29 protein-coding genes are annotated in these 25,319 nt (G+C 44.3%); 19 read left to right on the forward strand and 10 right to left on the reverse strand.

The window, feature by feature from the left end; all coding sequences use genetic code 11:
- Positions 1-7 precede the first annotated feature (7 nt).
- Positions 8-847 (reverse strand): symmetrical bis(5'-nucleosyl)-tetraphosphatase, encoded by an 840-nt coding sequence (locus tag ICN13_RS00575; protein WP_216138112.1) that lies wholly within the window; start codon positions 845-847, stop codon positions 8-10.
- 34 nt (positions 848-881) lie between these two features.
- Positions 882-2,357: a deoxyribodipyrimidine photo-lyase gene (locus tag ICN13_RS00580; RefSeq protein WP_216138114.1), complete on the reverse strand. Its 1,476-nt coding sequence runs from the start codon at positions 2,355-2,357 to the stop codon at positions 882-884.
- A 129-nt stretch (positions 2,358-2,486) separates the two neighbouring features.
- On the opposite strand from ICN13_RS00580, the gene ICN13_RS00585 reads away from it, so the two are divergent.
- From ICN13_RS00585 to ICN13_RS00600, 4 genes are read left to right on the forward strand one after another with little or no spacing between them, the layout of a single operon-like run.
- Positions 2,487-3,071, forward strand: coding sequence for a YqgE/AlgH family protein (locus ICN13_RS00585; protein WP_216139239.1), 585 nt, complete (start codon positions 2,487-2,489; stop codon positions 3,069-3,071).
- Positions 3,064-3,474, forward strand: a complete 411-nt coding sequence (ruvX, locus tag ICN13_RS00590) for a Holliday junction resolvase RuvX (protein WP_216138115.1) — start codon at positions 3,064-3,066, stop codon at positions 3,472-3,474. Before ICN13_RS00585 ends, ruvX begins: the two co-directional genes overlap by 8 nt.
- Positions 3,475-3,489: 15 nt before the next feature.
- Complete coding sequence (pyrR, locus tag ICN13_RS00595) at positions 3,490-3,990, forward strand: bifunctional pyr operon transcriptional regulator/uracil phosphoribosyltransferase PyrR (protein ID WP_216138116.1); 501 nt, start codon at positions 3,490-3,492, stop codon at positions 3,988-3,990.
- The gene (locus ICN13_RS00600; protein WP_216138117.1) at positions 3,990-4,946 is read left to right on the forward strand and encodes an aspartate carbamoyltransferase catalytic subunit; all 957 of its coding nucleotides are present in this window, start codon (positions 3,990-3,992) and stop codon (positions 4,944-4,946) included. The genes pyrR and ICN13_RS00600 overlap by 1 nt, the downstream gene beginning before the upstream one ends.
- A 30-nt stretch (positions 4,947-4,976) precedes the next feature.
- Here ICN13_RS00600 and ICN13_RS00605 read toward each other — a convergent pair whose 3' ends face one another.
- The gene (locus ICN13_RS00605) at positions 4,977-6,035 is read right to left on the reverse strand and encodes a glycosyltransferase (protein WP_216138118.1); all 1,059 of its coding nucleotides are present in this window, start codon (positions 6,033-6,035) and stop codon (positions 4,977-4,979) included.
- 117 nt (positions 6,036-6,152) lie between these two features.
- On the opposite strand from ICN13_RS00605, the gene ICN13_RS00610 reads away from it, so the two are divergent.
- On the forward strand, positions 6,153-7,148 hold the full coding sequence (locus ICN13_RS00610; protein ID WP_216138119.1) for a hypothetical protein: 996 nt from the start codon (positions 6,153-6,155) through the stop codon (positions 7,146-7,148).
- Between the two features lie 9 nt (positions 7,149-7,157).
- Here ICN13_RS00610 and ICN13_RS00615 read toward each other — a convergent pair whose 3' ends face one another.
- Both ICN13_RS00615 and galE read right to left on the reverse strand, forming a co-directional pair.
- Entirely contained in the window at positions 7,158-8,132 is a 975-nt protein-coding gene (locus ICN13_RS00615) for a hypothetical protein (protein WP_216138120.1), read from the reverse strand.
- Between the two features lie 30 nt (positions 8,133-8,162).
- The gene (gene galE, locus ICN13_RS00620) at positions 8,163-9,176 is read right to left on the reverse strand and encodes a UDP-glucose 4-epimerase GalE (RefSeq protein ID WP_216138122.1); all 1,014 of its coding nucleotides are present in this window, start codon (positions 9,174-9,176) and stop codon (positions 8,163-8,165) included.
- A 156-nt stretch (positions 9,177-9,332) separates the two neighbouring features.
- Here galE and ICN13_RS00625 point away from each other — a divergent pair, with 156 nt between their 5' ends.
- On the forward strand, positions 9,333-10,649 hold the full coding sequence (locus ICN13_RS00625; protein WP_216138124.1) for an O-antigen ligase: 1,317 nt from the start codon (positions 9,333-9,335) through the stop codon (positions 10,647-10,649).
- 21 nt (positions 10,650-10,670) lie between these two features.
- Positions 10,671-11,765, forward strand: coding sequence for a glycosyltransferase family 4 protein (locus ICN13_RS00630; RefSeq protein WP_216138126.1), 1,095 nt, complete (start codon positions 10,671-10,673; stop codon positions 11,763-11,765).
- Here ICN13_RS00630 and ICN13_RS00635 read toward each other — a convergent pair.
- On the reverse strand, positions 11,762-12,586 hold the full coding sequence (locus tag ICN13_RS00635) for a glycosyltransferase (RefSeq protein ID WP_216138128.1): 825 nt from the start codon (positions 12,584-12,586) through the stop codon (positions 11,762-11,764). The genes ICN13_RS00630 and ICN13_RS00635 overlap by 4 nt on opposite strands.
- Positions 12,587-12,719: 133 nt before the next feature.
- Here ICN13_RS00635 and rfbB point away from each other — a divergent pair, with 133 nt between their 5' ends.
- The 5 genes from rfbB to waaC are packed head-to-tail and all read left to right on the forward strand — an operon-like array spanning position 12,720 to position 17,306.
- Positions 12,720-13,778, forward strand: coding sequence for a dTDP-glucose 4,6-dehydratase (gene rfbB, locus ICN13_RS00640; RefSeq protein ID WP_216138130.1), 1,059 nt, complete (start codon positions 12,720-12,722; stop codon positions 13,776-13,778).
- 17 nt (positions 13,779-13,795) lie between these two features.
- Positions 13,796-14,749 (forward strand): dTDP-4-dehydrorhamnose reductase, encoded by a 954-nt coding sequence (gene rfbD, locus ICN13_RS00645; RefSeq protein WP_216138131.1) that lies wholly within the window; start codon positions 13,796-13,798, stop codon positions 14,747-14,749.
- Between the two features lie 11 nt (positions 14,750-14,760).
- Positions 14,761-15,690: a glucose-1-phosphate thymidylyltransferase RfbA gene (gene rfbA, locus ICN13_RS00650; RefSeq protein ID WP_216138133.1), complete on the forward strand. Its 930-nt coding sequence runs from the start codon at positions 14,761-14,763 to the stop codon at positions 15,688-15,690.
- Positions 15,687-16,250, forward strand: a complete 564-nt coding sequence (gene rfbC, locus ICN13_RS00655; protein WP_216138135.1) for a dTDP-4-dehydrorhamnose 3,5-epimerase — start codon at positions 15,687-15,689, stop codon at positions 16,248-16,250. The genes rfbA and rfbC overlap by 4 nt, the downstream gene beginning before the upstream one ends.
- Before the next feature lie 6 nt (positions 16,251-16,256).
- The gene (gene waaC / locus ICN13_RS00660) at positions 16,257-17,306 is read left to right on the forward strand and encodes a lipopolysaccharide heptosyltransferase I (protein WP_216138144.1); all 1,050 of its coding nucleotides are present in this window, start codon (positions 16,257-16,259) and stop codon (positions 17,304-17,306) included.
- 11 nt (positions 17,307-17,317) lie between these two features.
- On the opposite strand, the gene ICN13_RS00665 is transcribed toward waaC, so the two are convergent.
- Positions 17,318-18,940, reverse strand: a complete 1,623-nt coding sequence (locus tag ICN13_RS00665) for a TolC family protein (RefSeq protein ID WP_216138146.1) — start codon at positions 18,938-18,940, stop codon at positions 17,318-17,320.
- A 118-nt stretch (positions 18,941-19,058) separates the two neighbouring features.
- Here ICN13_RS00665 and ICN13_RS00670 point away from each other — a divergent pair, with 118 nt between their 5' ends.
- The 3 genes from ICN13_RS00670 to trmB are packed head-to-tail and all read left to right on the forward strand — an operon-like array spanning position 19,059 to position 21,182.
- Entirely contained in the window at positions 19,059-19,904 is an 846-nt protein-coding gene (locus ICN13_RS00670; RefSeq protein WP_216138148.1) for an undecaprenyl-diphosphate phosphatase, read from the forward strand.
- A 34-nt stretch (positions 19,905-19,938) separates the two neighbouring features.
- Entirely contained in the window at positions 19,939-20,403 is a 465-nt protein-coding gene (locus tag ICN13_RS00675) for a DUF2721 domain-containing protein (RefSeq protein ID WP_216138150.1), read from the forward strand.
- Entirely contained in the window at positions 20,403-21,182 is a 780-nt protein-coding gene (trmB, locus tag ICN13_RS00680) for a tRNA (guanosine(46)-N7)-methyltransferase TrmB (protein ID WP_216138152.1), read from the forward strand. The genes ICN13_RS00675 and trmB overlap by 1 nt, the downstream gene beginning before the upstream one ends.
- Positions 21,183-21,211: 29 nt before the next feature.
- Here the strand turns inward: trmB and nusB are convergent, their stop codons facing one another.
- The 3 genes from nusB to ribBA are packed head-to-tail and all read right to left on the reverse strand — an operon-like array spanning position 21,212 to position 23,418.
- Positions 21,212-21,724, reverse strand: a complete 513-nt coding sequence (gene nusB, locus ICN13_RS00685; RefSeq protein ID WP_216138154.1) for a transcription antitermination factor NusB — start codon at positions 21,722-21,724, stop codon at positions 21,212-21,214.
- 8 nt (positions 21,725-21,732) lie between these two features.
- Positions 21,733-22,248, reverse strand: coding sequence for a 6,7-dimethyl-8-ribityllumazine synthase (gene ribH, locus ICN13_RS00690; protein ID WP_087908968.1), 516 nt, complete (start codon positions 22,246-22,248; stop codon positions 21,733-21,735).
- Positions 22,249-22,278: 30 nt separating this feature from the next.
- Entirely contained in the window at positions 22,279-23,418 is a 1,140-nt protein-coding gene (ribBA, locus tag ICN13_RS00695) for a bifunctional 3,4-dihydroxy-2-butanone-4-phosphate synthase/GTP cyclohydrolase II (protein ID WP_216138156.1), read from the reverse strand.
- 123 nt (positions 23,419-23,541) lie between these two features.
- On the opposite strand from ribBA, the gene ICN13_RS00700 reads away from it, so the two are divergent.
- Genes ICN13_RS00700 through ICN13_RS00715 form a run of 4 tightly spaced genes read left to right on the forward strand, consistent with a single transcriptional unit; the run spans position 23,542 to position 25,309 of the window.
- Positions 23,542-23,883 carry a hypothetical protein gene (locus ICN13_RS00700; RefSeq protein ID WP_216138158.1) on the forward strand — a complete coding sequence of 114 codons (342 nt, stop codon included), beginning with the start codon at positions 23,542-23,544 and terminating at the stop codon, positions 23,881-23,883.
- On the forward strand, positions 23,807-24,433 hold the full coding sequence (locus ICN13_RS00705) for a hypothetical protein (protein WP_216138160.1): 627 nt from the start codon (positions 23,807-23,809) through the stop codon (positions 24,431-24,433). The genes ICN13_RS00700 and ICN13_RS00705 overlap by 77 nt, the downstream gene beginning before the upstream one ends.
- Positions 24,430-24,762 (forward strand): hypothetical protein, encoded by a 333-nt coding sequence (locus ICN13_RS00710; RefSeq protein WP_216138162.1) that lies wholly within the window; start codon positions 24,430-24,432, stop codon positions 24,760-24,762. The genes ICN13_RS00705 and ICN13_RS00710 overlap by 4 nt, the downstream gene beginning before the upstream one ends.
- Positions 24,755-25,309 carry a GspH/FimT family pseudopilin gene (locus tag ICN13_RS00715; protein ID WP_255533974.1) on the forward strand — a complete coding sequence of 185 codons (555 nt, stop codon included), beginning with the start codon at positions 24,755-24,757 and terminating at the stop codon, positions 25,307-25,309. The genes ICN13_RS00710 and ICN13_RS00715 overlap by 8 nt, the downstream gene beginning before the upstream one ends.
- Positions 25,310-25,319 lie beyond the last annotated feature (10 nt).

Genomic DNA, 25,319 nt, shown 5'->3' on the forward strand with positions numbered 1-25,319 from the left:
GTAGCAATTACATTTTGAGTGGATGGTCATATCCATCCACCTGAATAATCTCAAGGCCCTTTGAATCTTGATTGGAGTCTGCAATTTCTAGGGCTGTCAATTTGCCGCCCCAAACACAGCCAGTATCTAAGCCAATCACATTATTGCGTCGTAATAATCCTAAGGTTGACCAATGGCCGAAGTAAACAAGGGTGTTAGCAGTTTTGCGTTTCGGTACTTTAAACCAGGGAATGTAACCCTTGGGACCATTCTCTAAGCCTTCTTTACTATCAAATTCCATCTGTCCGCTCGGCGTACAAAAACGCATGCGGGTGAGCGCATTGGTTATGACGCGTAGGCGCTCATAACCTTTTAGAGAGTTACTCCATTTGTTAGGGGTATTGCCATACATATTCGCTAAAAATTGCTTATAGGATTTACTGCGCAGAGCTTTTTCAACTTCCTGTGCACATTCAATCGTTTGTTGTAAGTCCCATTGCGGAAGAACGCCGGCATGTACTGTGAGTACCTTGCCATTACTCAGAGCCATAGGCCGATTACGTATCCAGTCCATGAGTTCTTTGCGATCAGGTGCCTTGAGAATTCCATCAACCGTATCTAAACCTTTGGTATTGCGAAGTCCCGCATCTATTGCTAATAGGTGAAGATCGTGATTTCCAAGAATGCATTCAGCCTGGCCAGATTCTTGTAAAGATTTCAGTTGCCTTAGGGCGCCAAGAGAGTCGGGGCCGCGGTTTACTAAATCTCCTAAAAAAATCATTTTTGATTTTTTGGGAAGATTTTTTACTAGGGCTTTCAGTGAGGGGGCGCATCCTTGGACATCGCCCACAGCATAAATTTTGCTCATCCCCTATCTTAGTGGAAAAGCCTCCGCTAGACGATTAGGCGCTCACTTTTTTTACTACGCTGTAACGCACTAAAGTTTGTTTGCGTGCTTCGTCGTGATCAACAACGGGCAAGGCATAGTCTCTACCCAAGACTACGCCAGCAGCTTCAAGCTCAATATGCCCCGCTTTCCAGGGCGCATGAATCGACTTCTTTGAGAGCTTTTCCAGTTGCGGTAAATAGCGTCGAATAAATTTGCCTTCGGGATCAAATTTCTCTGATTGAGTGATGGGATTAAAGATGCGGAAATAGGGTTGAGCATCGCAACCTGAAGAAGAGGCCCATTGCCAGCCCCCATTATTAGATGAGAGCTCAAAGTCGTTGAGGTGTTCGGCGAAATAGGCTTCGCCCCAACGCCAGTCAATACCCAGATCTTTCGTCAGAAAGCTAGCCACCACCATACGCAGACGATTGTGCATATACCCGCTTTGATTGAGTTGGTGCATAGCTGCATCAACTAGCGGGTAACCTGTTTTGCCTTCACACCAGGCTGCAAAAAGTTTTTTTGCATTGGCACCACTTTCCCAAACGATGTTGTCATAGTCTGGTTTAAATGAGGCGCCTTGTGCAAGTCTTGGGTGATTAGCCAAAATCATGAAATAAAAATCACGCCAAATGAGTTCGCTTAACCAAATCGTGGCACCCATACTTCCAGCGAGCATGCGACGATGCGCTTCTCGCACTAGGCCTCTAATGGAGAGCATGCCAAAGCGCAAATGGGTTGATAAATAACTGACGCCCTTAATGGCAGGAAAATCTCTGCCAATTTGGTATTGGTCAATCCGGGAAAGAAAGTCTTCTAAAAATGCTTGCCCACCTTCAGAGCCTGGCGGCAAATAGGCTTCAATACCAGTGGGGCAAAAGCCCATCGATTCCAGAGAGGGGAATGGAGTGTCTAGCTTTTTGGGAATGGCTGCAAATTGGCCTGGCTTAGCATTGCATTCATGAGTAGCCAAATCTTTTTCTTGTAGTGTTTTGAGCCAATTATTTTTATACGGCGTAAAGATGGAGAAAACAGTATTGGAGTTGGTGAGAATTTCTTTTTTCTCAAAGATTACTTGATCTTTAAAATCTTCAAACTGAATATTGAGTTTTCCTAATACGGCTTTCACGGATTCATCTCGCGCAATTGCAGATGGTTCATAGTCGTGATTAGCAAAGACAGTATCAACACCCAATTCTTTAGCAATCTGGGGAATGCATTCGAGGGGTTTACCAAAGCGAACAATGAGACCTCCGCCCATGGTGCGTAGCTCTTTATCGATTTGCTTGAGACCTTGCCAAATAAAATCAACGCGGCGCTCGTGTTTTAAACCCTTGGCATCTAGCTCGCCCTGAATCAGTGGCTTCAGAATGTCAGTATCAAAAATGAAGCTTACCCAGACCTGTTTGGCCTCCTTTAGGGCGTGGGAAAGTGCGGCATTGTCATATAGGCGAAGATCGCGACGGAGCCAAACCAGAGCTTTTTGCATAGCCCCTATCTTATGGCGTATTGGTAAAAACTGCTTGATAGTGGGCTAATTTCTGTAAAATAGCATCATATGAGTTCGGCCAAAAAAGCACCCCCTGCTTCAGACCCAGCGTCTGCATCCGAGCCTTTAATTTCTTTTTCAGCCGATCATTTAGCCAATCAGTTTCTGATTGCCATGCCTGGCATGGTCGATCCTAATTTTGCAGGTTCTGTGATCTATCTCTTTGAGCATACCGAGAGAGGTGCGATGGGTTTGGTCGTGAATCGACCAACTGAGTTGGATCTAGCCACTTTATTTGACAAGATTGAACTGAAATTAGAGATCGCTCCTTTACTAGAGCAGCCCGTATATTTTGGTGGGCCAGTGCAAGTAGAGCGCGGCTTTGTTTTGCATGAATCGAGTCCCAGTCCATCCTATAGCTCCTCATTAATTATTCCAGGTGGCTTAACAATGACAACCTCTAAGGATGTTCTAGAGGATGTTGCGATTGGGAATGGCCCCCGCAAGTTTTTGATGACTTTGGGCTATGCTGGTTGGAGTGCTGGCCAGCTTGAGGAGGAGATCACCTTAAATGGGTGGATGAATGTGCCCCTCTCGTGTCAACAAATGATCAATATTATTTTTGATACCCCCTCAAGCCAGCGCTATGAAAAGGCAATGAGTCATTTGGGCTTTGATCCCTCGCACTTATCTGGGGAGGCAGGACATGCCTGATCCACTCAAGAAGCCGATGACGATACTGGCTTTTGATTATGGAACGCGACGGGTTGGCGTAGCAGTGGGTAATACAGAGACAAAGGCAAGTCAGGCGTTGAAGACTATTGCTGCTACAAATGCAGACGGGCTGTTTAGAGAAGTCGAAAGCCTTCTAAAAGAGTGGCAACCCGATCAGATCGTAGTGGGGCTACCCACCCACCCTGACGGCGCTGAACATGAGATGACTGCTCGGGCAAAGCGTTTTGGCAACCAAGTCAACGGGCGCTTCAATTTACCGGTCACTTGGGTGGATGAGCGCTATACATCGGCAGTTTTGGAGGGAGATCCTCAGATGCACGACAATCTAGATGCGCATTCTGCTGCGCTCATTTTGGAGCAATATTTTACAGAATATCAATAGCACCGGAATTAAAGAATGAACGCTGAATCCTTATATAAAAAATTACTAGAAAATCTGCAAAGCAGGATGCAATGTGGACCTTTTGAGCTGGCTGGCTTGGCTATAGGTGGCGCATGGATTGCGGAGCGTCTAGCAAAAGATTTAAATCTGCCCCATTTTGGCGTGATTAATGTTGCCTTTCATCGCGATGATTACGCAGAAAAAGGGATGACTGCCTTGAGAACGGCAGATAGCATGCCCACTCAGCTGCCTTTTGATGTGAACGGAGCAAATATCATTTTGATTGATGATGTCTTGCTCACGGGCAGAACTGTGAGGGCAGCTTTGAATGAGTTATTCGACTTTGGTCGGCCCGCACAGGTGGAATTAATGGTCTTGGCTGATCGGGGCAAGCGTGAATTACCTATCACTGCAAATTTTGTAGGGGAAGTGATTGAGGTTCCCGATCAACAAATTTTAGTTTTAGAAAAAGATGCGGCTGGCAAGTTCAGCTTTCAGCTTGAGGAGCGTGAATAATGAACGCGGTGAATCAATTTAATGCTGCCGGTGAGTTAACCCATCTTCTGACCTTGGAGGATCTGCCTAAAGAGCAAATTCTCCATATTCTGGATACCGCCAAGCAGTTTGTCAGCGTTACTGACCCCTCTAGAGAGGTTCGTAAAGTTCCTTTGCTGCGCGGCAAGAGCGTTTTCAATCTCTTTTTTGAGAACTCGACACGCACCAGAACCACTTTTGAGATTGCTGCTAAGCGCCTATCTGCAGATGTTATTAATTTAGATATTTCCACTTCATCAACCGCAAAAGGCGAAAGTCTTCTCGATACGATTGATAACTTAGTAGCGATGCAGGCAGATATTTTTGTGGTGCGACACAGCGCGTCTAAGGCGCCGATTGAAATTGCGAACCATGTACCTTCCCATGTACACGTGGTGAATGCAGGAGATGGTAGTAACCAACACCCTACCCAAGGCCTCTTGGACATGTACACGATGCGCCACTTTAAGCAGAATTTCAAAGGCTTAAAGGTGGCGATTGTTGGCGACATTGTTCATAGTCGTGTAGCCAAATCAAATATTCATGCGCTGACTACATTGGGCTGTGAGGAGATTCGCGCTATTGGCCCTGAAAGCTTATTGCCAAGCAATCTGGATATGTTGGGCGTCAAGGTCTATCACAGCATGGAAGAGGGCTTAAAGGATGCTGATGTCGTGATGACATTGCGTATTCAGAAAGAGCGTATGGAAGCTGGGCAAGTGCCTGAAGGGGATGCTTTCTTTAAGCAGTATGGTTTAACGCCTGCCCGCTTAGCCTTGGCTAAATCAGATGCGATTGTGATGCATCCGGGGCCTATGAATCGTGGTGTAGAAATCGATTCAGTAGTCGCCGATGGGCCGCAGTCAGTGATACTGAATCAGGTCACCTTTGGTATTGCAGTTCGCATGGCAGTGATGTCGATTGTTGCTGGCAACTAGAGATTTAGTTCTGCTCAACTCTTCAGCAGCTTAGGATTTTCCTTGGACTTCTTGGAACTTTTCTAAGATCACTCTAGCCATTTCGTCGTATGAAAATCGGTTCTGAATAAACTCTCTGCCTTTGGCGGAAATCTCTTCGATTTCTGCATTATTGCTCAGAATTTTCTGAAGTGAGCTTTTAAACTCATCAAGGTTATTAAAAAGAATGAGATTTTGATGATTGACTAATTCAGGATGTAGTTCTTCATAGTTATCTGAGAATAAAAGAGACCCCGATGCAAGTATTTCATAGGGCCTCATATTAATTCCACTTTGAGTCTTGCCTGAATCCTCCGGCTTCGCAATGATGCTTAAAACAATCTTTGAGGAGTTGTAAAGCGTATTCAATTTTGTGCCGTAACAACTTTTGCCCTTAATCGAGCGCAGTAAAGAAAAATGAGACATGGCAGGAGAAAGCCAACGCGATCCATAGATACTGATATTTTTTGTGACTTCTAGCGCCGCCAAGATAAATTTTTCACGGTGAACGCTATGTTTTCCAACAAAAGCGATGTCGGTTACTTTTTTAGTACCCGGCAGATAGCAAAACTCTTGATGATCAACTGCATGGGGCAAGTAGCTGACATTGGTTCGGCCTTGTTGATTTAAAAGTGAAATAGCCTGCTTGCTATAAGAGAAGTACCAATCGAGCTGATTGATAAAAAGCAGCAGCTTCTGAGGATCCTGAACGGGGTCAACTAACCAAGCAATTTTTGGACAACCTATCTTAGAGATGGTGAATTCAGAGTAATGAATGCCATGAATAAAGAAAACATAATCAGGCTTAACCCTCTCGTAAAAATCTACCAGCTTCGTATTCAGGTAGTTCCAATGAGTCAATGGGTGTTTCTGAAAAAGAAACTTGCCCTTTTTCAGAATGCGTAGGTTATGCACCCACTTGTTAATTGCATGGAAAACATACTTATCCACCCAGTGATGATGTTCATTGGCCAGGAAGGTAGAAACTTCCAGGCCGACGTTTTCAAAACCCCGCACGAGACCAGGCGTGATCACTGGTACGGCTTGATAAATAATAAGAATACGAGTCATGGAGAAAGCGAAGTCTTGGTGGTAGAGATCGTATAATTTTACAATGAATTAGTTCGATAAAAATATCAATCAAATTAGCAGATTAAGTTCAATAAGCTTTTTATAAGAGTGATAAAAATGGTTACTCAGAGCAAGAGGGATATCACTAGAGAATCAAAGACTCTAGTAATCTATCATTACTATGAAAAAGACAAGTCTTATATCGACAATTTTTCTCATTTCTTAAGGTTTGGATATGATGCAGATCTAAGTTATCTCATTATTGTTGCTGGTGAATACACAATTGATTTCCCTGCCCTGGATAACATCCAGTATCTTTTTACTGAGAACAAAAATTTTGACTATGGTGGCTATTGTGAAGCAGTTAGTAAGCTATCCATATGGCAAAAATATGATTTTTATTTTTTTGTGAACTCCTCCGTTCGCGGCCCCTTTGCCCCAGCCTACTGCGCCCAAAAATGGGCTGATCTCTTTATTGATCAAATATCGGCCGATGTTGGTATTGTTGGCGCTGCTATTAGCATTACACCCTCTCAGCACTCAATTGCAAAAATGTATCATGATAAATATGGAAAGCTTGAAAGAAATCATCAGTTCCTCGGGCATGTACAAACAACTTGTTATGTATTAAGCCAGCAGGTATTAGGGCGACTTATCAAGGCTGGCTTTTATGAAGTGAATGAAGCTCTCAATAAGGATGAAACAGTAAGAGACTATGAAATTCGACTCTCACAACTTCTTTTAGATATGGGTTTGAATTTACGCTGTATGCTGCCTGAATATAATCAGATTGATTACCGTGAAGTGCTTACCGATTTAAATCCTGCATCACGCGAGGGAGATAGTGGATTTGAGCATTCTTACTTTGGAAGGAGCGCTCATCCATATGAATCCATTTTTATTAAGACAAGTAGAAATACTTTTTCTACGGAGGATCTGATGCGCTTGGCTTATTCAATGTCGATGCATCACAAGCTGCCTATTTACTTGGAGGAGCTAGGTTTTATGCAGTCATTCATTGGAACCGTGAAATCCTTCGCATTGCAATTAGTGAAGGCTCCGACACTAGGTCGTAAGAATATTTTCAAGTCACTTTTTAAGCGAGAAACTTAACTTAATCACTTATTTACAAAAGAAATCGGCGATTTGTTGTTTGAAAATTCTAGGCTCATCTTGTAGCCATTTCCGGTAGGGATTGAGTGCCGCATAATGCTGCGGAAAATGATCCATGACATCTTTTGTAAGCTTGCCAAACTGCTCTACAAAATCAGGCGCAGAGCTATCAAATTTATATTGCGCTGGAATAGGGAGGTCAACATCATTGCCTGCAGAGCCCAATTTACCGGTGATGAGGCAGCAGCCATGCATTGCAGCCTCTCTAGGCATGCGATCTCTACCAGGGTGGTGCCCAAAGTCAATATAGAGTTTTGCTTTATAGAGTTTTTCTGAGAGTTGATCTCGATTCAGGCCCTTGAGCGGAAGAAATTGCCACTGGGGATACTTCGCAATTAATTGCTGTGTAACCTTCCAGCCTTTTGTTGGGTTATACAAAATGATATTTTCTTTGTGATCAATGCGATCTAAGTATTTATCGGTCAGAAAGTCTTCATTGATGGAATCAATTAAAGGAATTGGCTCGATTCCGCAAGATTTGAGGTACTGGGTGGAATGCTCTGTTTGGGAGAAATGTAAAAGGCTCTTGAGATTCTTTGCGCCACCCCAAGGCCTGCGTCCTTGGATTACTCGCTTCAGATAGCGGACGCGATCATGGAGTGACCAAATATGTCTGCGCTCTAAAAAGTTTTCAAGCGAGAGCCACCACAAGGCTGCTTGCGCATTTTTTACCTTCAGGGCGAGCATTGGGTCTACTTCTGGAAAAATAATTAAATTGCCAGCTACATCCTCATAGGGGGCAGACTGGGTGTTATATCGCGTATAGGGCGCTGGAGGGATAGCTGTTTCTGAAAATGGTAAGTAGCACATATAAGCGGGTAAACCCAAGCTATTCATATGCGCAGTCAGTTGATGTAGCGCCTCTGGACCACCGGTTACTGCTCCAGCAGGACAAACGACTAATATCTTTTTATATTTTTGCATTTATTGTAGGCGGTTTCTATGCGACATTGTTTAAGAATGTGAAAGCTCTACTTGTTGGTAAAAACGCCACGTATCTTCACACATACGCTCGATGCCATGCTCTGCTTGCCAGTATAGTAACTTTTTGGCTAGGCTTGGATTAGCATAATACTCTGCTAAATCGCCAGATCGACGATCCACAAATTCATAAGGAATATTTTTTCCGCTCACTTTTTCAAATGCGGCAATCATTTCTAAAACGCTATAAGGCTTTCCGGTGCCAAGATTAACTGTTAATGCGCCTGAGTTTTTCTCTAGATAGCTTAAAGCCAGAACGTGACCTTTAGCTAAGTCGTCCACATGAATATAGTCTCTTAGCCCAGTTCCATCAGGGGTTGGATAGTCGTTTCCGAAAACTTTTAGCATCGGCAGCTTGCCCATGGCGATTTGCCCTACATAGGGCATCAGGTTGTTTGGTGTACCTACGGGATTTTCTCCAATTAGCCCAGACTGATGCGCCCCAACCGGGTTGAAGTAACGTAAACACGCTACGCTGAAATCCGGATTTGCTTGAGCGCAGTCTCGCAACACTTCCTCAATCATGAACTTGGTTCGCCCGTATACATTAATCGGTATGGTGCTCATACCTTCTTCGTATTGGGTGCTGCCGGGTTCGCCATAGACGGTAGCTGATGAAGAGAAGACAAAAGTCTTCACGTTTGCTTTGAACATCTCATTGAGAAGGGTGATGCTGCCGGTTACATTGTTCTCGTAATACTTCAGAGGTTCTTTTTGAGATTCACCAACAGCTTTGAGGCCTGCAAAATGAATCACTCCAGAGATTGGATGATTCTTAAAGATAGACGCAAGTAGAGTGGCATCTCGAATATCGCCCTGATAGAAATCAGGAGTCTTGGATGATATTTTTTCAATACGAGCTAGAGTGCTAATTTTGCTATTGCATAAGTTGTCAAGAATGACAACCTTGTAATTATTTTCAAGGAGCGAAACTACCGTATGCGAGCCAATATAGCCAGTGCCGCCGGTGACCAAAATTGTCTTCATATTCTTCTTGATATTAAAAGTAAAGTGCTGCTGAGGTACTAGTGGTATTCTCTATGAAATGGCGCTCGCGGAGCAAAAAATAAATTATTTAAGAGATATTCTTCGTAAATAATAATCCTCATTGGCCGATGATTACACTAAATTTTTACAATAATAATGAAAAATAACTTAGATCGTGCCTATACCAAGCTAGATTGGTTTGTAATTTTGGCTATTTTCATGTTTCCCCTCACCTTCTTAACGGTGCGTCATGGAGTGCATGCTTCTTTATTTGCCTTACTTCTGATGGCTGTCTATCAATTTTGGCGAGTCAAAACAAAAAATATTCAATTTGATTATCCCCGGGATTTCCTCATTCTCTTAATTTTTTCAGGATTATTTGTCTCGGTATTTCTATCCCAGTTATTTCGCGGCGCAATTCATTTCGCAGCATTTGACGGCCCATCCCGGATTTTATTTGCAGGCGTAGTATTTCTATTTCTTAAACAACTCAATATTCCCTACATAAAAATATTAAGTATTGCGATTCCGGCGGCATTGATTTGTATTTTTATTATCATAGTTTCAAGCCCTTTAGATCCCCACTGGATGGGTAGGTACTCCATGTATTTTGTAGACCCAAACACTTTGGGGTCGCAGGCCTTCATTCTTGGTCTACTGTCATTTCTGATGACTCAATGGAGTGAAAATAAATCTAAAGTCCTTAGCGTGCTCCAGGTAACCGGAGGAATCTTTGGTTTATATATCTCTATTGGCGCCGGATCGCGCGGTGGTTGGCTTATCACACCATTCATCTTTTTACTGATCATCTTGCTAAGGTATGGTGATATTTCTCACGCAGATCAAGCTCAAAAGAGAAAAATGTGGCTACAGACAAGCGTGTTTATCATTTCTAGCATCACTGTTTTTATAATTGTATTTATCATCTCGGATAAGCTTTCCGAGCGAATTATTGGAGGTTATTTTGAAATCTATAATTGGTTCAGCGGGGCTAATTTAGATACCTCTGCAGGAACTCGATTAAGCATGTGGAAATTCTCTTTTCAGTTTGCCAATGAAAGTTTGTTATTTGGCTATGGGGAAGAGAAAAATATGATGCAAGTGCTTCAGGGTAGTCCACTCAATACTTTGGCTAATGAAGCTGCCATTAATACGATGGCTTTGACGGGTCCTCATAGCGACATTCTGAGTAAATTACTTTCTGGTGGAATTATTAGCCTTGCTGCTTATCTGTTGTTATTAGCTGGGCCTTTCTATTTATTTTGGCAACATCGTAATTCTCAGAGTTCAGATAAAAAATTATCTTCGAGAATAGGCCTTTATTACATCTTAGGAGTATTTATCGCTGGCTTATCCAATGAGCAACTTTCTCTAAAGTATTTGTGTACGTTTTATGGGTTGATGATCGCAACTCTTTTAGCCCAAGTGCTTTGTCAAGCTTCAGCTAAAAATCACAATCTTTTTCGCGGGTAATCACAGAAGTTTTATTGCCCAATGACTGATTCAAAGTTCATCATATTTTCAGATTCATCTAAAAATATTGGCGGTCAGGAGCTACAAGCACTCCAGCAAATGCGCTCATTGAATCATGTAGGGCATCAAACACTCTTGTTAGCGAAGCCCGGGAGTGCCATCTTAGAGCGCGCAAAGTCTCAGGGCCTGGCGGTGCTAGAGGTCCCTTTTCGGAATGCTTTCCATATTCCTAGCCTCTTAAAAATCTGGAACATCATCAAAAGTAAGGGACCAGATGCCATGATTTGCCATGGTAGTCACGATGCCCTCATTTGCGCCCTAGTAGGCAAGCTTGCAAAATGGTTTAGTAGCAAATCGATCCCAGTGCTTCGTGTCAAAACTTTTCAGCATGGCTATCCACTGTCATTTGCTTATAACTACCTATTTTCAAAAACAATCACCCCAAGCCAATTCTTAAGAGAAAAATTTTTAGTCAATCAATCAATTCATCCTCAAAAAATACAAGTGCTTTATCCGGGAATTGATTTTTCTGGATTAGATAATGGTGTTGATGCATTGCCACCGCATGTTCTGACTTGGTTAGATGCTCATCCAGGTGAAGTGATTTCGCATGGTGCGATTCTCCGGGGTGAAAAAGGCCATAGCGTTCTTCTGAAAGCCTTAGTGCAGGTTAAGAAATTTTTTCCGAATGTGCGCTATTTAATTGCCGGTGAGGGGCAAGATAGGCCACTACTTGAGGCAGAAATCTTGGCATTGAATCTTCAGGACAATGTTTTGCTAACAGGCATTTTGCAAAAGATTGCCCCTTTACTCAAAGTAAGTGATGTGGCCGTACTGCCATCGTTGGTTGAGCCTTTAGGGATGTTCCAGATTGAAGCCCAGTATTTGGAGGTTCCAACGATTGCAAGCAATATCGGAGGCATTCCGGAGACGCTGCTAGATCAAAAAACAGCTTTACTCGTTCAGTCTGGTGACGTAGAGCAGTGGGCTGAAGCGATTGTTTGGATGTTATCCAATGCTAGCGCTGGAAAAGCAATGGCCAGGGAAGGAAAGCAGTATGTGAAAAATAAGTTTTCCTTAGAAGCCAACACCACTGGCTTGCTAGGCCTGATTTAAATCCACACAAACTGATTGTTTTTCCTTAGGCCATGCACGGACATGCCATGTGCTGCAAGCTCAGCCTTACTGGCTTGAAGTTGATGCTGTTTAGTTTGGTATTTAGCCCATTTTCTTTCAAGCCAGCTTTGATTAAGTAGCTTGTAGTTATAGCGATTTGCTAAACCATCTTTTTCTGACAGCCCTCTTTCTTGTTTCATCGCAGTTTGGGTGATCGATCCAAAGTGATGAAGCCAAGATGCCCCAGTAATAGCGGTTTGAATATTTGACTTCTTCAGTTCATTAAAAAATAAAGTATCTTCGTATCCCAACAGTTTTGGGATGGGCTGAAAGTAGCCAACATCCATCCATACAGAGCGATGGATAGCGATGCATACTGCATGCTTGCTGCCAAAGCGATTGACATCTTTCATTTCTGCAACTGCTTTTAGATTAAAAGAATCAAAATCATAATCTAGTGGACCTTCAATCAGAGCGGGGCTAATCACTTTCAGGTGGTTAGATTCTGCTGCATGAATGAGATTTTCAATCCACATCGGTGAAACTAAAACATCATTATTCATAATGATGCTCCATTCACTTTGCAAAGCGAGGGCGCCTTGATTCCACGCAGTGCCACATCCCAAGTTTTCTGAATTAAAAATCCGCCCGCCTAAGGGGAGGCTTGAAAGATAATCGCGCGTGCCATCCGTAGAACAGTTATCGACCACCACTAGCCTATCCAGTGGAGTTCCATGCTTTAACATGCTCTCAACACACATTTTGGTGTATTCAACAGAGTTATAGCAGGCAAATGTAAGGCTATATTTATTTGGATTCACAATTAGAGGTCAATAGAGAAGGTCGATAGTGGTTTGTTAAAATATATCAGCACTCGGTATTTTGAGTAATCAAGGGTTTTGGCATCAAATTGCCTCATTTATACGCTTATCGTATTACATTTATTGGTGAATCATGATTTTAATAACAGGCGGCGCTGGATTTATTGGCAGTAACTTTGTTCTTGATTGGCTTGCTAATCCTGCTGCTGAGGGCATTATTAATCTCGATAAGCTGACCTATGCCGGTAATCTGGCAAATTTAGAATCTGTGAAAGATGATCCACGGCATGTTTTTATCCATGGCGATATAGGTGATAAAGAGTTGGTTGGTAAATTGCTAAAGCAATATCAGCCCCGCGCCATTATTAATTTCGCAGCAGAAAGCCACGTCGATCGCTCGATTCACGGACCGGCTGAGTTTATTGATACAAACGTACTGGGAACCTTTAATCTTCTGGAGTGTGCTCGCGAATACTGGGGCGCATTGGCTGAAGCTGAAAAAGAAAGCTTCCGCTTTCATCATGTTTCCACTGATGAAGTTTATGGCTCATTGTCCGCAACAGACCCTGCCTTTACTGAAAGTAATCCTTACGAGCCTAATAGTCCTTACTCTGCTTCTAAGGCCGCATCTGATCATTTAGTGCGCGCATGGTTTCATACCTATCATTTTCCAGTGGTAACTACAAATTGCTCTAATAATTACGGCCCTTATCACTTTCCAGAAAAACTCATTCCCTTAGTGATCTTGAATGCGCTCAATAGCAAACCTTTGCCGATATATGGTGATGGGCAACAGATTCGAGATTGGTTGTATGTTGGGGATCACTGCTCAGCTATTCGCGAGGTTTTGGCTAAAGGTAAGCTGGGTGAGACATATAACATCGGTGGCTGGAACGAAAAAGCCAATATAGAGGTTGTGAAAACCATCTGCAGTATTTTGGATGAGTTGCAGCCACGGTCCGATGGAAAATCTTATGCAGAGCAAATCACTTTTGTTAAGGATCGCCCTGGTCACGATCGTCGCTATGCCATTGATGCTAGTAAGGTTGAGCGCGAGCTAGGTTGGCGTCCAGCGCAGACTTTTGAGACAGGTATCCGTAAAACAGTGCAGTGGTATTTAGATAACCCAGACTGGATTAAGGGCGTAGTGAGCGGCTCTTATCGTGACTGGTTGCACAAGCAATACAACTGATTCCAAAAGATAAGCGAATGAAAATTCTCGTATTTGGTAAGGATGGTCAGCTAGGAAAAGCCTTTCGAGAAGTTCTTGATCAAACGGGTGCTTCACGTTTGCATCATATTGAGTATCTTGGGCGATCGCAGTGCGATCTGCTGGATGGTGCAGCAATTACTCATCATCTAGATCACTTCAAGCCAGATCTAGTGATTAATGCCTCTGCATATACGGCCGTAGATAAAGCCGAAACTGATAGAGATGTAGCATTTGATATCAATGCGAAAGCACCAGAAATCATGGCAAGCTATGCCGTGAAGCATGGCGCCACCTTTTTGCATTACTCCACAGATTATGTCTTTGATGGCAGCAAGGCCGGCTTTTATGTTGAGAGCGACTCTCGCAATCCATTAGGCGTTTATGGAGCTAGCAAAGCCAAGGGGGAGAAAGCGATTGAAGACGTTTTTTCCAATTCTGATCAAGGGCAATATGCAATTTTTCGGACAAGCTGGGTCTATGGAGACGGTAATAACTTTATTCGCACAATTTTGCGCTTGGCAAAAGAGCGAGATGAGCTGAAAGTGATTCATGACCAGCATGGCGTACCTACTAGTGCTGCATGGCTAGCTCGGGTTAGCCTCGATTTAGTATTAGATGAAAAGCTCAACTTGAGAAAGTTTTCTTCTGGCATCTATCATGCGGTTCCAGCTGGGGAAACAACTTGGTATGACTTGGCAAAACTGGTTACTCAAGCTGCTATTCATGCAGGCATTGCTCTAAAAGTGGGTCCTGAGGCTATCAAGCCTATCCCGGCAGTCGACTATCCACTCCCAGCTCCTAGGCCTGCTAACTCACGTATGGATAGAGCAAAATTGCGCTTAGCCATAGAACAGACTGGCGATATGTCAAAATTGCAGCACTGCAATAGCTTGTGGGACCAAGAGGTTCAGGGTTACGTCACTCAGCTCGCTAAAGATGGACTTATTTAAAGGTTAAATGTATGGCGGTAAATCGGAAGGGAATTATTTTGGCGGGCGGATCTGGTACACGTCTGTATCCAGTTACTCAGGCCGTTTCAAAGCAGTTGATGCCTGTATACGACAAGCCAATGGTGTATTACCCATTGAGCACTCTGATGTTGGCCGGCATTCGTGACATTTTATTAATTTCTACTCCGCATGACACACCTCGTTTTTCTGAGTTGCTTGGTGATGGTTCCCAGTGGGGCTTGAATATTCAGTATTGTGTTCAGCCATCACCAGATGGTTTAGCCCAAGCATTTACCTTAGGAAAAAATTTCGTTGGTAATAATCCAAGCGCGCTTGTTTTAGGTGACAACATATTTTATGGACATGAGTTAGTTGACCAGCTCAATAGCGCCAACGACAGAACTACTGGTGCAACTGTATTTGCCTATCACGTCAATGATCCCGAGCGTTACGGCGTAGTGGAGTTTGATCAAGACTACAAGGCGCTCTCGATCGAAGAGAAGCCCACAACACCGAGAAGTAACTATGCAGTTACAGGCTTGTATTTTTACGACAATCAAGTATGTGATATTGCAGGTTCGATTAAACCAAGCGCTCGTGGTGAACTCGAGATTACGGATGTGAATCGAGTCTATTTAGAGAAAAATGAGCTGAGCGTTGAAATCATGGGTCGAGGATTTGCCTGGTTAGATACTGGCACGCATGATTCTTTATTGGATGCTGCGGGTTTTATTGCTACTTTGCAAAAGAGACAGGGCCTAATGGTCGCCTGCCCAGAAGAAATCGCATATCGTCAGGGTTGGATCGATGCCGAAGCCGTTTTGAAGGTGGCATCTACACTCAGTAAAAATAGTTACGGTCAGTATTTAAAGAAAATACTCAATGAGCTGAATAATGCGGCACAGCCAGTCTCACTATCTGCGAAAAAACTTGGCAAATGAATCCATCTAAGCTCCAGCTAACTCCTACTGACATTCATGATGTATTTGTCGTCGAGCCAAAGGTGTTCGGTGATGAGCGTGGCTGGTTTACTGAATCATTTAATGCTATTGATTTTGCAAATGCTATTGGGTCCAACATTTCTTTTGTTCAAGACAATCATTCTTTTTCTCGTCAATGGACTTTGCGGGGCTTGCACTATCAACTGGAGCAAACTCAGGGTAAATTGGTGCGAGTCGTATCGGGAAGCGTATTTGATGTAGCGGTTGATATTCGTCAAGATTCACCGACTTATGGCAAATGGGTTGGTGTGGAGTTAAGCGCGGAGAACCATAAGCAATTGTGGATCCCACCAGGACTTGCCCACGGTTTTCTGGTACTTTCAGAGACTGCTGAGTTTTTATATAAAACGACAGACTATTACCTTCCTAAAAGTGAGGCCTGCCTTTTGTGGAATGATCAAACTGTCGGCATCAAGTGGCCGTTACCTGCGGGAATCTCGCCGAATATGAATGCTAAAGATGCGGCTGGCTTGTCTTGGGATGCAGCGCCAAAGTTTTAAGCTCCTATGAGCAATTTACCAACCAGCAATCCCACTTCCTCTCCAAATATCCTATTGGTGAAGCTCTCCTCGCTAGGAGACGTGTTGCATAACCTGCCGATCGTTTGGGATTTGCGTGCGCGTTTACCAGATGCACGCATCGATTGGGTGGTTGAGGAAGGCTATGTGCATCTCCTAGAACCACTTTTGAGTAAAGGTGAATTTAAAGGTGTCGATCGCATCATTCCATTTGGATTGCGGCGCTGGAAAAAGAATCTTTTCAAACTAGAAACTTGGAAGCAATTTTTTTCTTTTAAAGCCCAGCTGCAGACAGTGCAATATGACTATGTGATTGAGACGCAGGGCTTATTAAAGTCAGCATTAGTCTGTGCATTGGCTAAAAAATCAAAAGACGCAGTCGTTGCAGGGCTTGCCAATGCGACCCAATACTCAGGATATGAGCCGATTGCAAGATGGTTTTATAACCGTAACGTACAAGTGCCAACCGATTGTCATGCAGTTGATCGCTCTCGGAGGGTAATGTGCTCTGCACTAGATTGGCCACTCATTGATCGCACCAATGCACCAGTATTCTATGCGGAATCATTTTCTAAATCATTCGCTCAAAAGAATATTGCAGGTTTAAAAAAGCCCTATGTATTGTGTTTTCATTCAACTGCAAGAGAAGCTAAGCGTTGGTCAAATCAAAACTGGATTGTATTGGGGCAGGCGCTAGCAAGCCGTGGTTACCAAGTCGTTTTACCTTGGGGCAATCCTGCCGAAAGAGCGGTCAGTGAGATGCTTGCTCAGAAGATACCGCAGGCTCTCGTGCCCCCAGCATTTTCTATTGAAGACGCCTTCTCTGTGATTGCTCATACTGCACTCACGATTGGAGTAGATACTGGCCTGACACATTTAGCTGCCGTATTGGGTAAGCCAACCGTGGAAATCTATTGTGATTCGCCACGCTGGAAGACTGAAGGCTATTGGGCAAAAAACATCTGTAACGTGGGTGATATTGGAGCGCCACCGAGTGCTTCAGAGGTGGTTGATGCCTCTATGAGTTTACTGCCTTAAGTTAACTTGGCTTAGCGTAGCAAGGTATTAATAGAGATTAAATCTTCATCCGTTAAGGCCGCAGCATGCGCTTTTAATTTGATGGCATTTAGTATAGTGTTGTAGCGTGCTTGCTGTAACTGGGATCGAGTGGTAATTAAAGTATCCAGCGCAATCAAGACATCAATATTGATTAAGGTCCCCACTTGGAATCCTAATTTGCTTGACTCAAGCGCAGAGCTCGATGAGCGTTCAGCAGCCTCAAAGGCCTTCACGCTGGCTAGTCCGCCATAGAACCCAGTAAACGCAGCTTTAGTATTTTGAGCTGCGGTACGTCGAGCGTTGTCATAGTTTGCTTTGGCTTGATCTACCAGTGCAGCATTTTGACGAATGACCGAACTGCTAAATCCACCAGAGACTAGTGGAATAGTCATTTGTAATGCGATGGTGTTGTTATACACATTCGTATTGGATGGCGTGTAGCTATTTGGCGTTCCGTTAGACGTGTTATAGCCACTGCTACCTACAAAGTTGACCGATGGATAATTGAGCGCTTGTGCAGCACGATAAGTGCTTTCTGCAAGGCTAACGGTGAGTTGAGTGGCTAAGACATTAAAGTTTGCTGCTTCTGCTTGGTTAATCCAGTCCTCAATGGTTTGTCCGGGAGGTAATTGAGGATTGACGGATTCTGCAATAGGATTGCCCTTGCTATCTTTACTTTTAGAGCGCGGATCTTTGAGAACCCCATCAATTTTGGCTTCCTTCACGAGAGGTTTTAATGGCCCGACAGGTCGGCCAACCAATTGTTCTAGGACTCCACGCTTCACAATCAAATCAGCTTGCGCAGCGATTTCTTGTGAGTTCGCCAAATCTAAGGCGGCCTGCGCAGTATTAACATCAACAATGGTTGCCAGACCCGCATCAAACTTTGCTTGAGCAATATCGAGCTGCTGCTTAATCAAGCCTTTTTTGTTTTGATATAGCGCAACGTTATCTTGGCTCGTGAGTGCATCAAAGTAAGCTTGAGAAACGCGAATGATGAGATCTTGTTGCGCCAAGTAAAAGCGCATATCTGCAATCTTGGTATTGAGATCACCTTGTTTAAATGCCTCTAGAGCGCTTACATTAAATACGGGTTGCGTTAATGTGACTGTGTAGCTCTTCTGATCAAATACACGAGAATTTCCGGAGGTGGGCGATACATTGGTAGCGCTTGCTCCATGCTGGTAATAACGGGTGCCAGTAGGAGTTGCATTGGCTTGTGGCAACAATAGTGATAAGCCTTGCCAATAGAGTTCTTTGCTAGCCTGGTAATTAAAGCGTGCTGCATTTAATACTGGGTCGCTAAACGCAGCCTCTTGGTATAGCTGGATTAAATCAACCAATTGACCTTGAGCGTTACTGGCTGCATTACCCGTGACGTTTGACGGTGCAGGAGTAGTAGGTAGAGCCGCTTTCGATGGCACGACAAACTGAGGCGGCTGCTCTAGACTAACCAGACTGGATGCGCTCATTGGAATTGGCAAAGCCGGTTTTGCCGCACCATTCGGGTTTTGGGCAAAAGCATCAAATGCCAATAAATTAAGGCCGAACGCCTGGCTTAGGATTAAACCAATAGTGCTGATTTGGGAGCGGCGAAAACGGGCTTGGGTCATCTAATTCGGATACTGTTCAATGTGCCATGAAGTTTAAGGCCAATTCATCCAAAGTGCCTATTAAGCAGCTATTTTGCCAAATTCCCATGCTTTTCCCTGAAGCCTATAAAATTTGCCTATGGATCTACTTTTGTTATTGAAGGCAGTTATTTTGGGGGTGGTAGAGGGCTTAACGGAGTTTTTGCCGATCTCTAGTACCGGTCATCTGATATTGGTCGGGGATTTACTTGATTTCAATGATGATCGGGGCAAGGCCTTTGAGGTCATTATTCAGTTCGGCGCCATTTTGGCAGTCTGCTGGGAGTTTCGTGCCAAGCTATTCAAAGTTGCATTCTCAGTTACGAGTAGCGCTAACTCCCGCCGTTTTGTTCTTAATTTATTAATCGCATCGGTTCCGGCAATGGGTTTGGCATTTATATTTGGCAAGCACATCAAAGCAGTTTTATTTTCGCCAATACCGGTAGCAAGCGCTTTTATTGTCGGCGCCTTAATTATTTTCTGGGCAGAGCGTCGTCAAGAAAAAATCTCTTTTGCTAAGAGTCATATCCAGTCAGTTGACGATCTTTCACCGTTGGATGCCCTCAAGGTTGGTTTAGCGCAGTGTGCTGCATTAATACCGGGTACCTCACGCTCAGGTGCAACCATTATTGGTGGCATGTTATTTGGTTTGCCGCGCGCAGTTGCCACAGAATTCTCTTTCTTCTTGGCAATTCCAGTAATTGGCGGGGCTACCGCATATGAGTTACTCAAGCTTTGGAAGGAACCGGTAGCATTCTCAGGAGATTTTGCGCTTGCGACTGTAGTCGGTTTTGTTGCGGCGTTTATTTCGGCATTTATTTGTGTGCGCTGGTTAATTCATTACGTAGCACACCATAACTTCATTCCATTTGCGTGGTACCGAATTGCCTTTGGACTTTTGGTCTTGATTACTTCATATACTGGCTTAATTGCTTGGTCACATTAACAATATTAAGAATCTAGAGAATACGGAACCCAAGATGGACTCATCAATTGACGCAATTACCAATAATATTCAGCTAGCACTGGCACCAGTCTTTTTACTCACTGCAGTGGCTACTATGATCAATGCGATCTCTACTCGCCTAGCTAGAACAGTCGATCGGATGCGAGCCATTCAGAGGCTGATTTACCAAGGGGATGTAAAAGATCAGGAAGCTCTTCTACATCTCACTAAAGAGGCTCAGGAGGCAAAGATGCGTGGACGTCTTTGTACGGCGGCAATCTTTTTTGTTGTTCTAAGTGGCGTTTTTATTTCCTTAACAGTTCTAGAGCTCTTTTTCTTTCAAGCTGGTGCTGTCCGCTCTATGCAAACAACCTATGTCATCTGGACCTTTGTGTTGGGTTTAATTTCTTTTATGACTTCTCTGTGCATTGTGTTGACAGAGATTGTTTTTGCTTATCGTTCTGCTGGCTGGAGTACGCCTGGAATTCAGTTTAAATAATGCTGAGAACTGAGCGCATTCGTTCCTTTGTATTGAGGGCCGGCAGGACAACCTCTGGACAGCAGCGCGCCATTGATGAGCTTGGCCCACAATATCTCATTCCTTTTCAGAATCAGCTACTTGATCTGAAGACTGCATTCAAGGGCTCGACAAACCCCAAAATTTTAGAAATTGGTTTTGGTATGGGGGAGACGACCGCAAAGATTGCGGGGCTGCGCCGCGAAGACGATTTTCTAGCAATTGAAGTCCACACGCCTGGCGTAGGTGCGCTTCTCAAACTCATTGGCGAGAACAATCTCACTAATGTGCGTCTCATACGTCACGATGTAGTTGAGGTCTTGGAGCAAATGATTGCTCCAAACTCTTTGGATGGCATTCATATCTATTTTGCAGACCCTTGGCATAAGAAGCGCCATCACAAGCGTCGCCTGATTCAAGAACCATTTGTGAATTTATTAATCTCTAAATTAAAACCAGGCGCCTATCTTCATCTGGCAACCGATTGGCATAACTACGCCGAGCAGATGCTACTGGTCTTGAATGCCCAGGCTGATTTGCAAAATACTTCGACTAATAGAGTCAAAGTAGAAACCTTTACCAACGAAGATGCTGCCAAGCCAGGTGAAATTGCGAATGAATTTAAGCCCTCACTTGAGCAACTGGGTTCAGAGCATCTGGGTTATGTTGAAAGACCATCGTATCGACCCATTACCAAGTTTGAAACCCGTGGCATCAAACTAGGGCATGGTGTCTGGGATTTGGTTTACCGGAAAAAGTAAGTCCTGGCAGCTAAATCAAGCTACGTGTTTTAACTTGCTTTGGTCTCAGCGCTACGTAATGTTTGAGCGAGCAGATCCAGTACACCGTTCACATACTTGTGACCATCGGTACCGCCAAAGGTTTTGGCTAACTCTACTGCTTCATTGATCGCAACTTTGTAGGGTACAGAAAGATCTGCCGCTAATTCATAAGTACCAATTAAGAGTGCAGCGTGCTCTACCGGAGAGAGTTCATTGATTGGGCGATCTAATGCTGGTGTGATAAGCGCTTCTAATTCATCTGCACGATCTAAAACGCCTTCAAAGATACCTTGGAACAAATCAAGTTGGCAGCGACGAAACGCTGGATCTTCAGCCAATTGTTTGGCAATCGCTGCGCTATTAGGCAAGCTACCTGCGCGACGCACCACAAGACTTTGGTAGACGCCTTGCAAAGCATATTCCCGAGCGCGACGACGCGGAGTAAGCGAGCGCTTAGGGGCTACTGACTTGACTTCCTTTGTGGCTGCAGGACTAGAAGAGTTAAGGCTAGGTTTAGGCATGAGAATAATTACTCTTCTTCGCTGGGGTTGATTTCGATATCAATATCGGGGGTGAGTGCTAAAGCCAGGTTCGCCATTTCTACTACGGCTCTAGCGCAATCAGCACCTTTAACTTGCACGCGCACTTGCGCTTGCTCATCGGTATCGCAGGTCAACACGCCATTTGCGATTGGCAGACCTGAGTCAATCGAGATGCGTGTAATGCCTGCAGCAGATTCGTTGGAGACGAGTTCAAAGTGATAGGTTTCACCGCGGATCACAGCGCCTAAAGCTACTAAGCCATCAAACTCACCAGTCTCAACCAGTTTTTGGAGTGCAAATGGAATCTCCAGTGCACCAGGCACGGTAACCAGTTTGATATCAGCCTGCGCAACTCCTAAAGCAATGAGCTCCTCAATGCAGGCATTAGTGAGAGCTACACAATGCTCTTCATTAAAGCGCGCTTGCACAATGCCAATTCGAAGGTCTTGACCATTGAGGTCTGCTTCGAGTACGCCTACAAAGTCATTGTGAGAGCTAGTCATGATGTTTTTCTAAAGAAGTTACTGAAGAGTTTACGGGGTAGCTGGTTTATAAGGTTGGTAGCCTGTCACTTCTAGCTTATAGCCAGATAAGCTTGGTACTGGGTTTGGATTGGCAAGTAAACGCATTTTGCCAACACCAATATCTTTCAGAATTTGAGCGCCGATGCCATAGCTTCTGAAATCCGTTTTACGTGACAACGGTTTTTTCACAGCATCTTTAGGTTGATTAAGTTTTTGAAACTGCGCTAACCAATCCTGATCATTCGGGGCTGCGATACCTGCAGCATTCAGAAGCACTGCAACACCCGCTGGAGCGGCAGCAATTTGTTGCAGTGCTTGCACGAGCGGCCAGGAATGATTGCTGACCTGCGAGTCCAAGAAATCCAATACTGTTACCGGTTCGTGAACTCGCACTAATGTCTCTTGAGTTTCAGATGGCTTGCCATGCACCAAGGCGATATGTACGCATGAGCTTGGAGTGTCGCGATAGATAATCCCCTCGAACTTGCCCCAAGGCGTAATAAATTCACGGGCACCTTCGCGCACCACGATACTTTCGTGTTGGCTGCGGTACTTAATCAAATCAGCGATGCTGCCAATCTTGAGTTGATGCTCTTTAGCAAACTCGAGAAGGTCTGGCAGACGAGCCATGCTGCCATCATCTTTCATGATTTCGCAAATCACGGAAGTGGGTGAGCAACCAGCCATTGCGGCAAGATCGCAACCGGCTTCTGTGTGACCTGAGCGAATCAGTACACCACCTGGTTGAGCCATCAAAGGAAAGATATGGCCAGGTTGTACTAAATCGCTGGGCTTAGCATTGGGAGCGACAGCAGTTTTAATCGTTAAAGCCCGGTCTGCAGCAGAGATGCCAGTGGTGACTCCAGAAGCAGCTTCAATAGAGACTGTGAAATTGGTGCCCATCGAGGTGCCGTTATCGCGCACCATGAGTGGCAGGTTTAATTGCTGGCAACGCTCACGAGTAAGGGTGAGGCAAATCAGGCCGCGACCATGCTTGGCCATGAAATTGACTGCTTCAGCTGTGACGTGATCGGCTGCCAGAACAAGATCGCCCTCATTTTCACGATCTTCTTCGTCAACGAGAACGACCATCTTGCCGGCGCGCAGGTCGGCAATGATTTCTTCTGTGGAGGCGAGGGTATTTGGCATAGCCCTCTATTTTAAGCTGAGCAGGCAATTGCTGTTAGGTCCTACAAGAATATGCCGGCTTTCGGACAGCAAGAGCTTTGGTAATGCCTTTTAACGGCCTACAGACCCCCTGAAAATGCCTCAATGCGCCTGCCATGCCAAGTTACCTATAGAGACCTTTCAGATCATCAAATGGAAGGTTCCCAAGGCTTTGTTTTATTGGAGGTCATTGTGGCCATGAGTCTAATTTTGGGCTCGTGGATGGCTTTGCTTGGTGCTTATCAAAACTTAGCCTTACGCACTGCTCAAGTAGAAAGTAAAAGAACTCAACTCAGAAGAGAGTTTGATGCTTTTGAAGTTGGTGAGCAACTCAGGCTAAGGGGCAGCACAAACACCAAAGGCCAAAACCATGAATCTTCTCGAATGTCTCGTCGCCATCGCACTCAGCATGCTGCTGCTCAACCCCCTTCTCAAAACAAGCGCTGATTTAGTGGCCAAACAAATCGAATATGAAAAAAGACAATCGCTCACCGCCGAAGCTGAGCGTGCATTTGAGCTCATTGGGCGTGCTATCAGAATGGCTGGTTATCGCAATATTGATTCTCAGCAGCGGTACAAACAAGCAGAGCAATGGATTTTGGTTCAGAAAAAATCCGGATTTCGAGGGTCTGATTCTGTTACGGTTCACCATGAGATCTCTAGTGCAATCGATTTTGATTGCATTGGTAATGCGTTAACGAAAGAGCGCACAAAATATGGGCTAGCACGCCAAGGATTTTTGGTAGATAGACAAGCCGGAATTGCAAAAGGTGCAAAAGTAAATGGCGGATCGTTAATTTGCCAATCACTCGATCGGCAAGGTCGTTTACAAAACACAACCCTGATGAACGGTGTGAACTACTTAGCGATCGAAGAGATGAATACCTCAGAAAAATCACCTACACAAAAACTCTATCAGGTGAGTCTGCAAATGACCGATGGGGCCTTATTAAACCTAGACCTAATGCGTACCTTTAGCACTAGAAATCTGCCATGATTTTGGCTTGGGTACTCTCATTATTGCTTCTCTGCGTCTCTTTGATAGTTCATCTGGAGCGCTTGACTGCATTGCGCATCATTGAAGTCAAAACAATTGCACTCGCACAGCAACATTTTATAGCTGTAGAAAAAGCGCTATTAGATTGTGAGCAAAACCTCGGTACGCTTTCAGCATTAAGCGAAAATAATTGTTTTATTCAGCCAATCTCCAAAAATATTTGGTTAATTACGAGTAAACAAAAACCAAGAATACAAGTTCATGTTTTTCTGGATGAAAAGTCTGGTACTACGAGACGCTTAAATTGGCGACAGTCATTTGATGAATAATTATCATCAATCCTCTGGCGGTAGCTTGCTCGAGTTAATGGTGGTGATCGTGATTGTGGCCATCATTGCTATGAGCACCATGCCACTTCTACAAAATCAAATTGCTGCCCGAGAAATCGATTCAGTTGCAAGACGATTTATTGCGCATGCGCATTTTGCGAGACAGCAAGCTTTGTATCTAGGAGAGCGAGTGTTGTTAGCGCCAGCTAGTCAAGGTGGTTGGGATAATGGCTGGCTTATCCAAAGTGGTTGTATTGCTAAAAGGGTGCAATCAAACTGCACCCCTCAGCATTGGTTTTCTCAGGGTGCGATAGATCCGATTTATTTCAAGGGTGGTGGCAAACAGTTTGTAGATCCCCATTCTCAAAAAAGAGGTATTTTGTTTAATGCTGCTGGGGCTGCTAAAACTGGCCAAGGCGGGTTTGTGGCTAACCGTCTGATCTTGGGTCACCACAGGGCTCCCAGTCTTGAGCGGCAGCTGATTTTGGGCAGTGGGGGCCGCTGGAGAATCTGTGACCCGGCTAGAGATGCAAAGCGCTGTCAGTGAATGGATTGAA

The organism is Polynucleobacter sp. MWH-Berg-3C6, from assembly GCF_018881855.1.
GTDB lineage: Bacteria > Pseudomonadota > Gammaproteobacteria > Burkholderiales > Burkholderiaceae > Polynucleobacter.

Coding starts and splice junctions, on each gene's coding strand:
- rfbD (WP_216138131.1), top strand. CDS start 13,796: ATGAAAATTCTCGTATTTGGTAAGGATGGTCAGCTAGGAAAAGCCTTT.
- ICN13_RS00605 (WP_216138118.1), bottom strand. CDS start 6,035: ATGACTCGTATTCTTATTATTTATCAAGCCGTACCAGTGATCACGCCT.
- pyrR (WP_216138116.1), top strand. CDS start 3,490: ATGAACGCTGAATCCTTATATAAAAAATTACTAGAAAATCTGCAAAGC.
- ICN13_RS00715 (WP_255533974.1), top strand. CDS start 24,755: ATGAATAATTATCATCAATCCTCTGGCGGTAGCTTGCTCGAGTTAATG.
- ICN13_RS00615 (WP_216138120.1), bottom strand. CDS start 8,132: ATGCAAAAATATAAAAAGATATTAGTCGTTTGTCCTGCTGGAGCAGTA.
- ICN13_RS00600 (WP_216138117.1), top strand. CDS start 3,990: ATGAACGCGGTGAATCAATTTAATGCTGCCGGTGAGTTAACCCATCTT.
- ICN13_RS00630 (WP_216138126.1), top strand. CDS start 10,671: ATGACTGATTCAAAGTTCATCATATTTTCAGATTCATCTAAAAATATT.
- ribH (WP_087908968.1), bottom strand. CDS start 22,248: ATGACTAGCTCTCACAATGACTTTGTAGGCGTACTCGAAGCAGACCTC.
- ICN13_RS00675 (WP_216138150.1), top strand. CDS start 19,939: ATGGACTCATCAATTGACGCAATTACCAATAATATTCAGCTAGCACTG.
- ICN13_RS00575 (WP_216138112.1), bottom strand. CDS start 847: ATGAGCAAAATTTATGCTGTGGGCGATGTCCAAGGATGCGCCCCCTCA.
- galE (WP_216138122.1), bottom strand. CDS start 9,176: ATGAAGACAATTTTGGTCACCGGCGGCACTGGCTATATTGGCTCGCAT.
- ICN13_RS00665 (WP_216138146.1), bottom strand. CDS start 18,940: ATGACCCAAGCCCGTTTTCGCCGCTCCCAAATCAGCACTATTGGTTTA.
- ICN13_RS00610 (WP_216138119.1), top strand. CDS start 6,153: ATGGTTACTCAGAGCAAGAGGGATATCACTAGAGAATCAAAGACTCTA.
- trmB (WP_216138152.1), top strand. CDS start 20,403: ATGCTGAGAACTGAGCGCATTCGTTCCTTTGTATTGAGGGCCGGCAGG.
- ICN13_RS00700 (WP_216138158.1), top strand. CDS start 23,542: ATGCGCCTGCCATGCCAAGTTACCTATAGAGACCTTTCAGATCATCAA.
- ICN13_RS00705 (WP_216138160.1), top strand. CDS start 23,807: ATGAATCTTCTCGAATGTCTCGTCGCCATCGCACTCAGCATGCTGCTG.
- ruvX (WP_216138115.1), top strand. CDS start 3,064: ATGCCTGATCCACTCAAGAAGCCGATGACGATACTGGCTTTTGATTAT.
- rfbC (WP_216138135.1), top strand. CDS start 15,687: ATGAATCCATCTAAGCTCCAGCTAACTCCTACTGACATTCATGATGTA.
- rfbA (WP_216138133.1), top strand. CDS start 14,761: ATGGCGGTAAATCGGAAGGGAATTATTTTGGCGGGCGGATCTGGTACA.
- ICN13_RS00580 (WP_216138114.1), bottom strand. CDS start 2,357: ATGCAAAAAGCTCTGGTTTGGCTCCGTCGCGATCTTCGCCTATATGAC.
- ICN13_RS00625 (WP_216138124.1), top strand. CDS start 9,333: ATGAAAAATAACTTAGATCGTGCCTATACCAAGCTAGATTGGTTTGTA.
- waaC (WP_216138144.1), top strand. CDS start 16,257: ATGAGCAATTTACCAACCAGCAATCCCACTTCCTCTCCAAATATCCTA.
- rfbB (WP_216138130.1), top strand. CDS start 12,720: ATGATTTTAATAACAGGCGGCGCTGGATTTATTGGCAGTAACTTTGTT.
- ribBA (WP_216138156.1), bottom strand. CDS start 23,418: ATGCCAAATACCCTCGCCTCCACAGAAGAAATCATTGCCGACCTGCGC.
- nusB (WP_216138154.1), bottom strand. CDS start 21,724: ATGCCTAAACCTAGCCTTAACTCTTCTAGTCCTGCAGCCACAAAGGAA.
- ICN13_RS00710 (WP_216138162.1), top strand. CDS start 24,430: ATGATTTTGGCTTGGGTACTCTCATTATTGCTTCTCTGCGTCTCTTTG.
- ICN13_RS00670 (WP_216138148.1), top strand. CDS start 19,059: ATGGATCTACTTTTGTTATTGAAGGCAGTTATTTTGGGGGTGGTAGAG.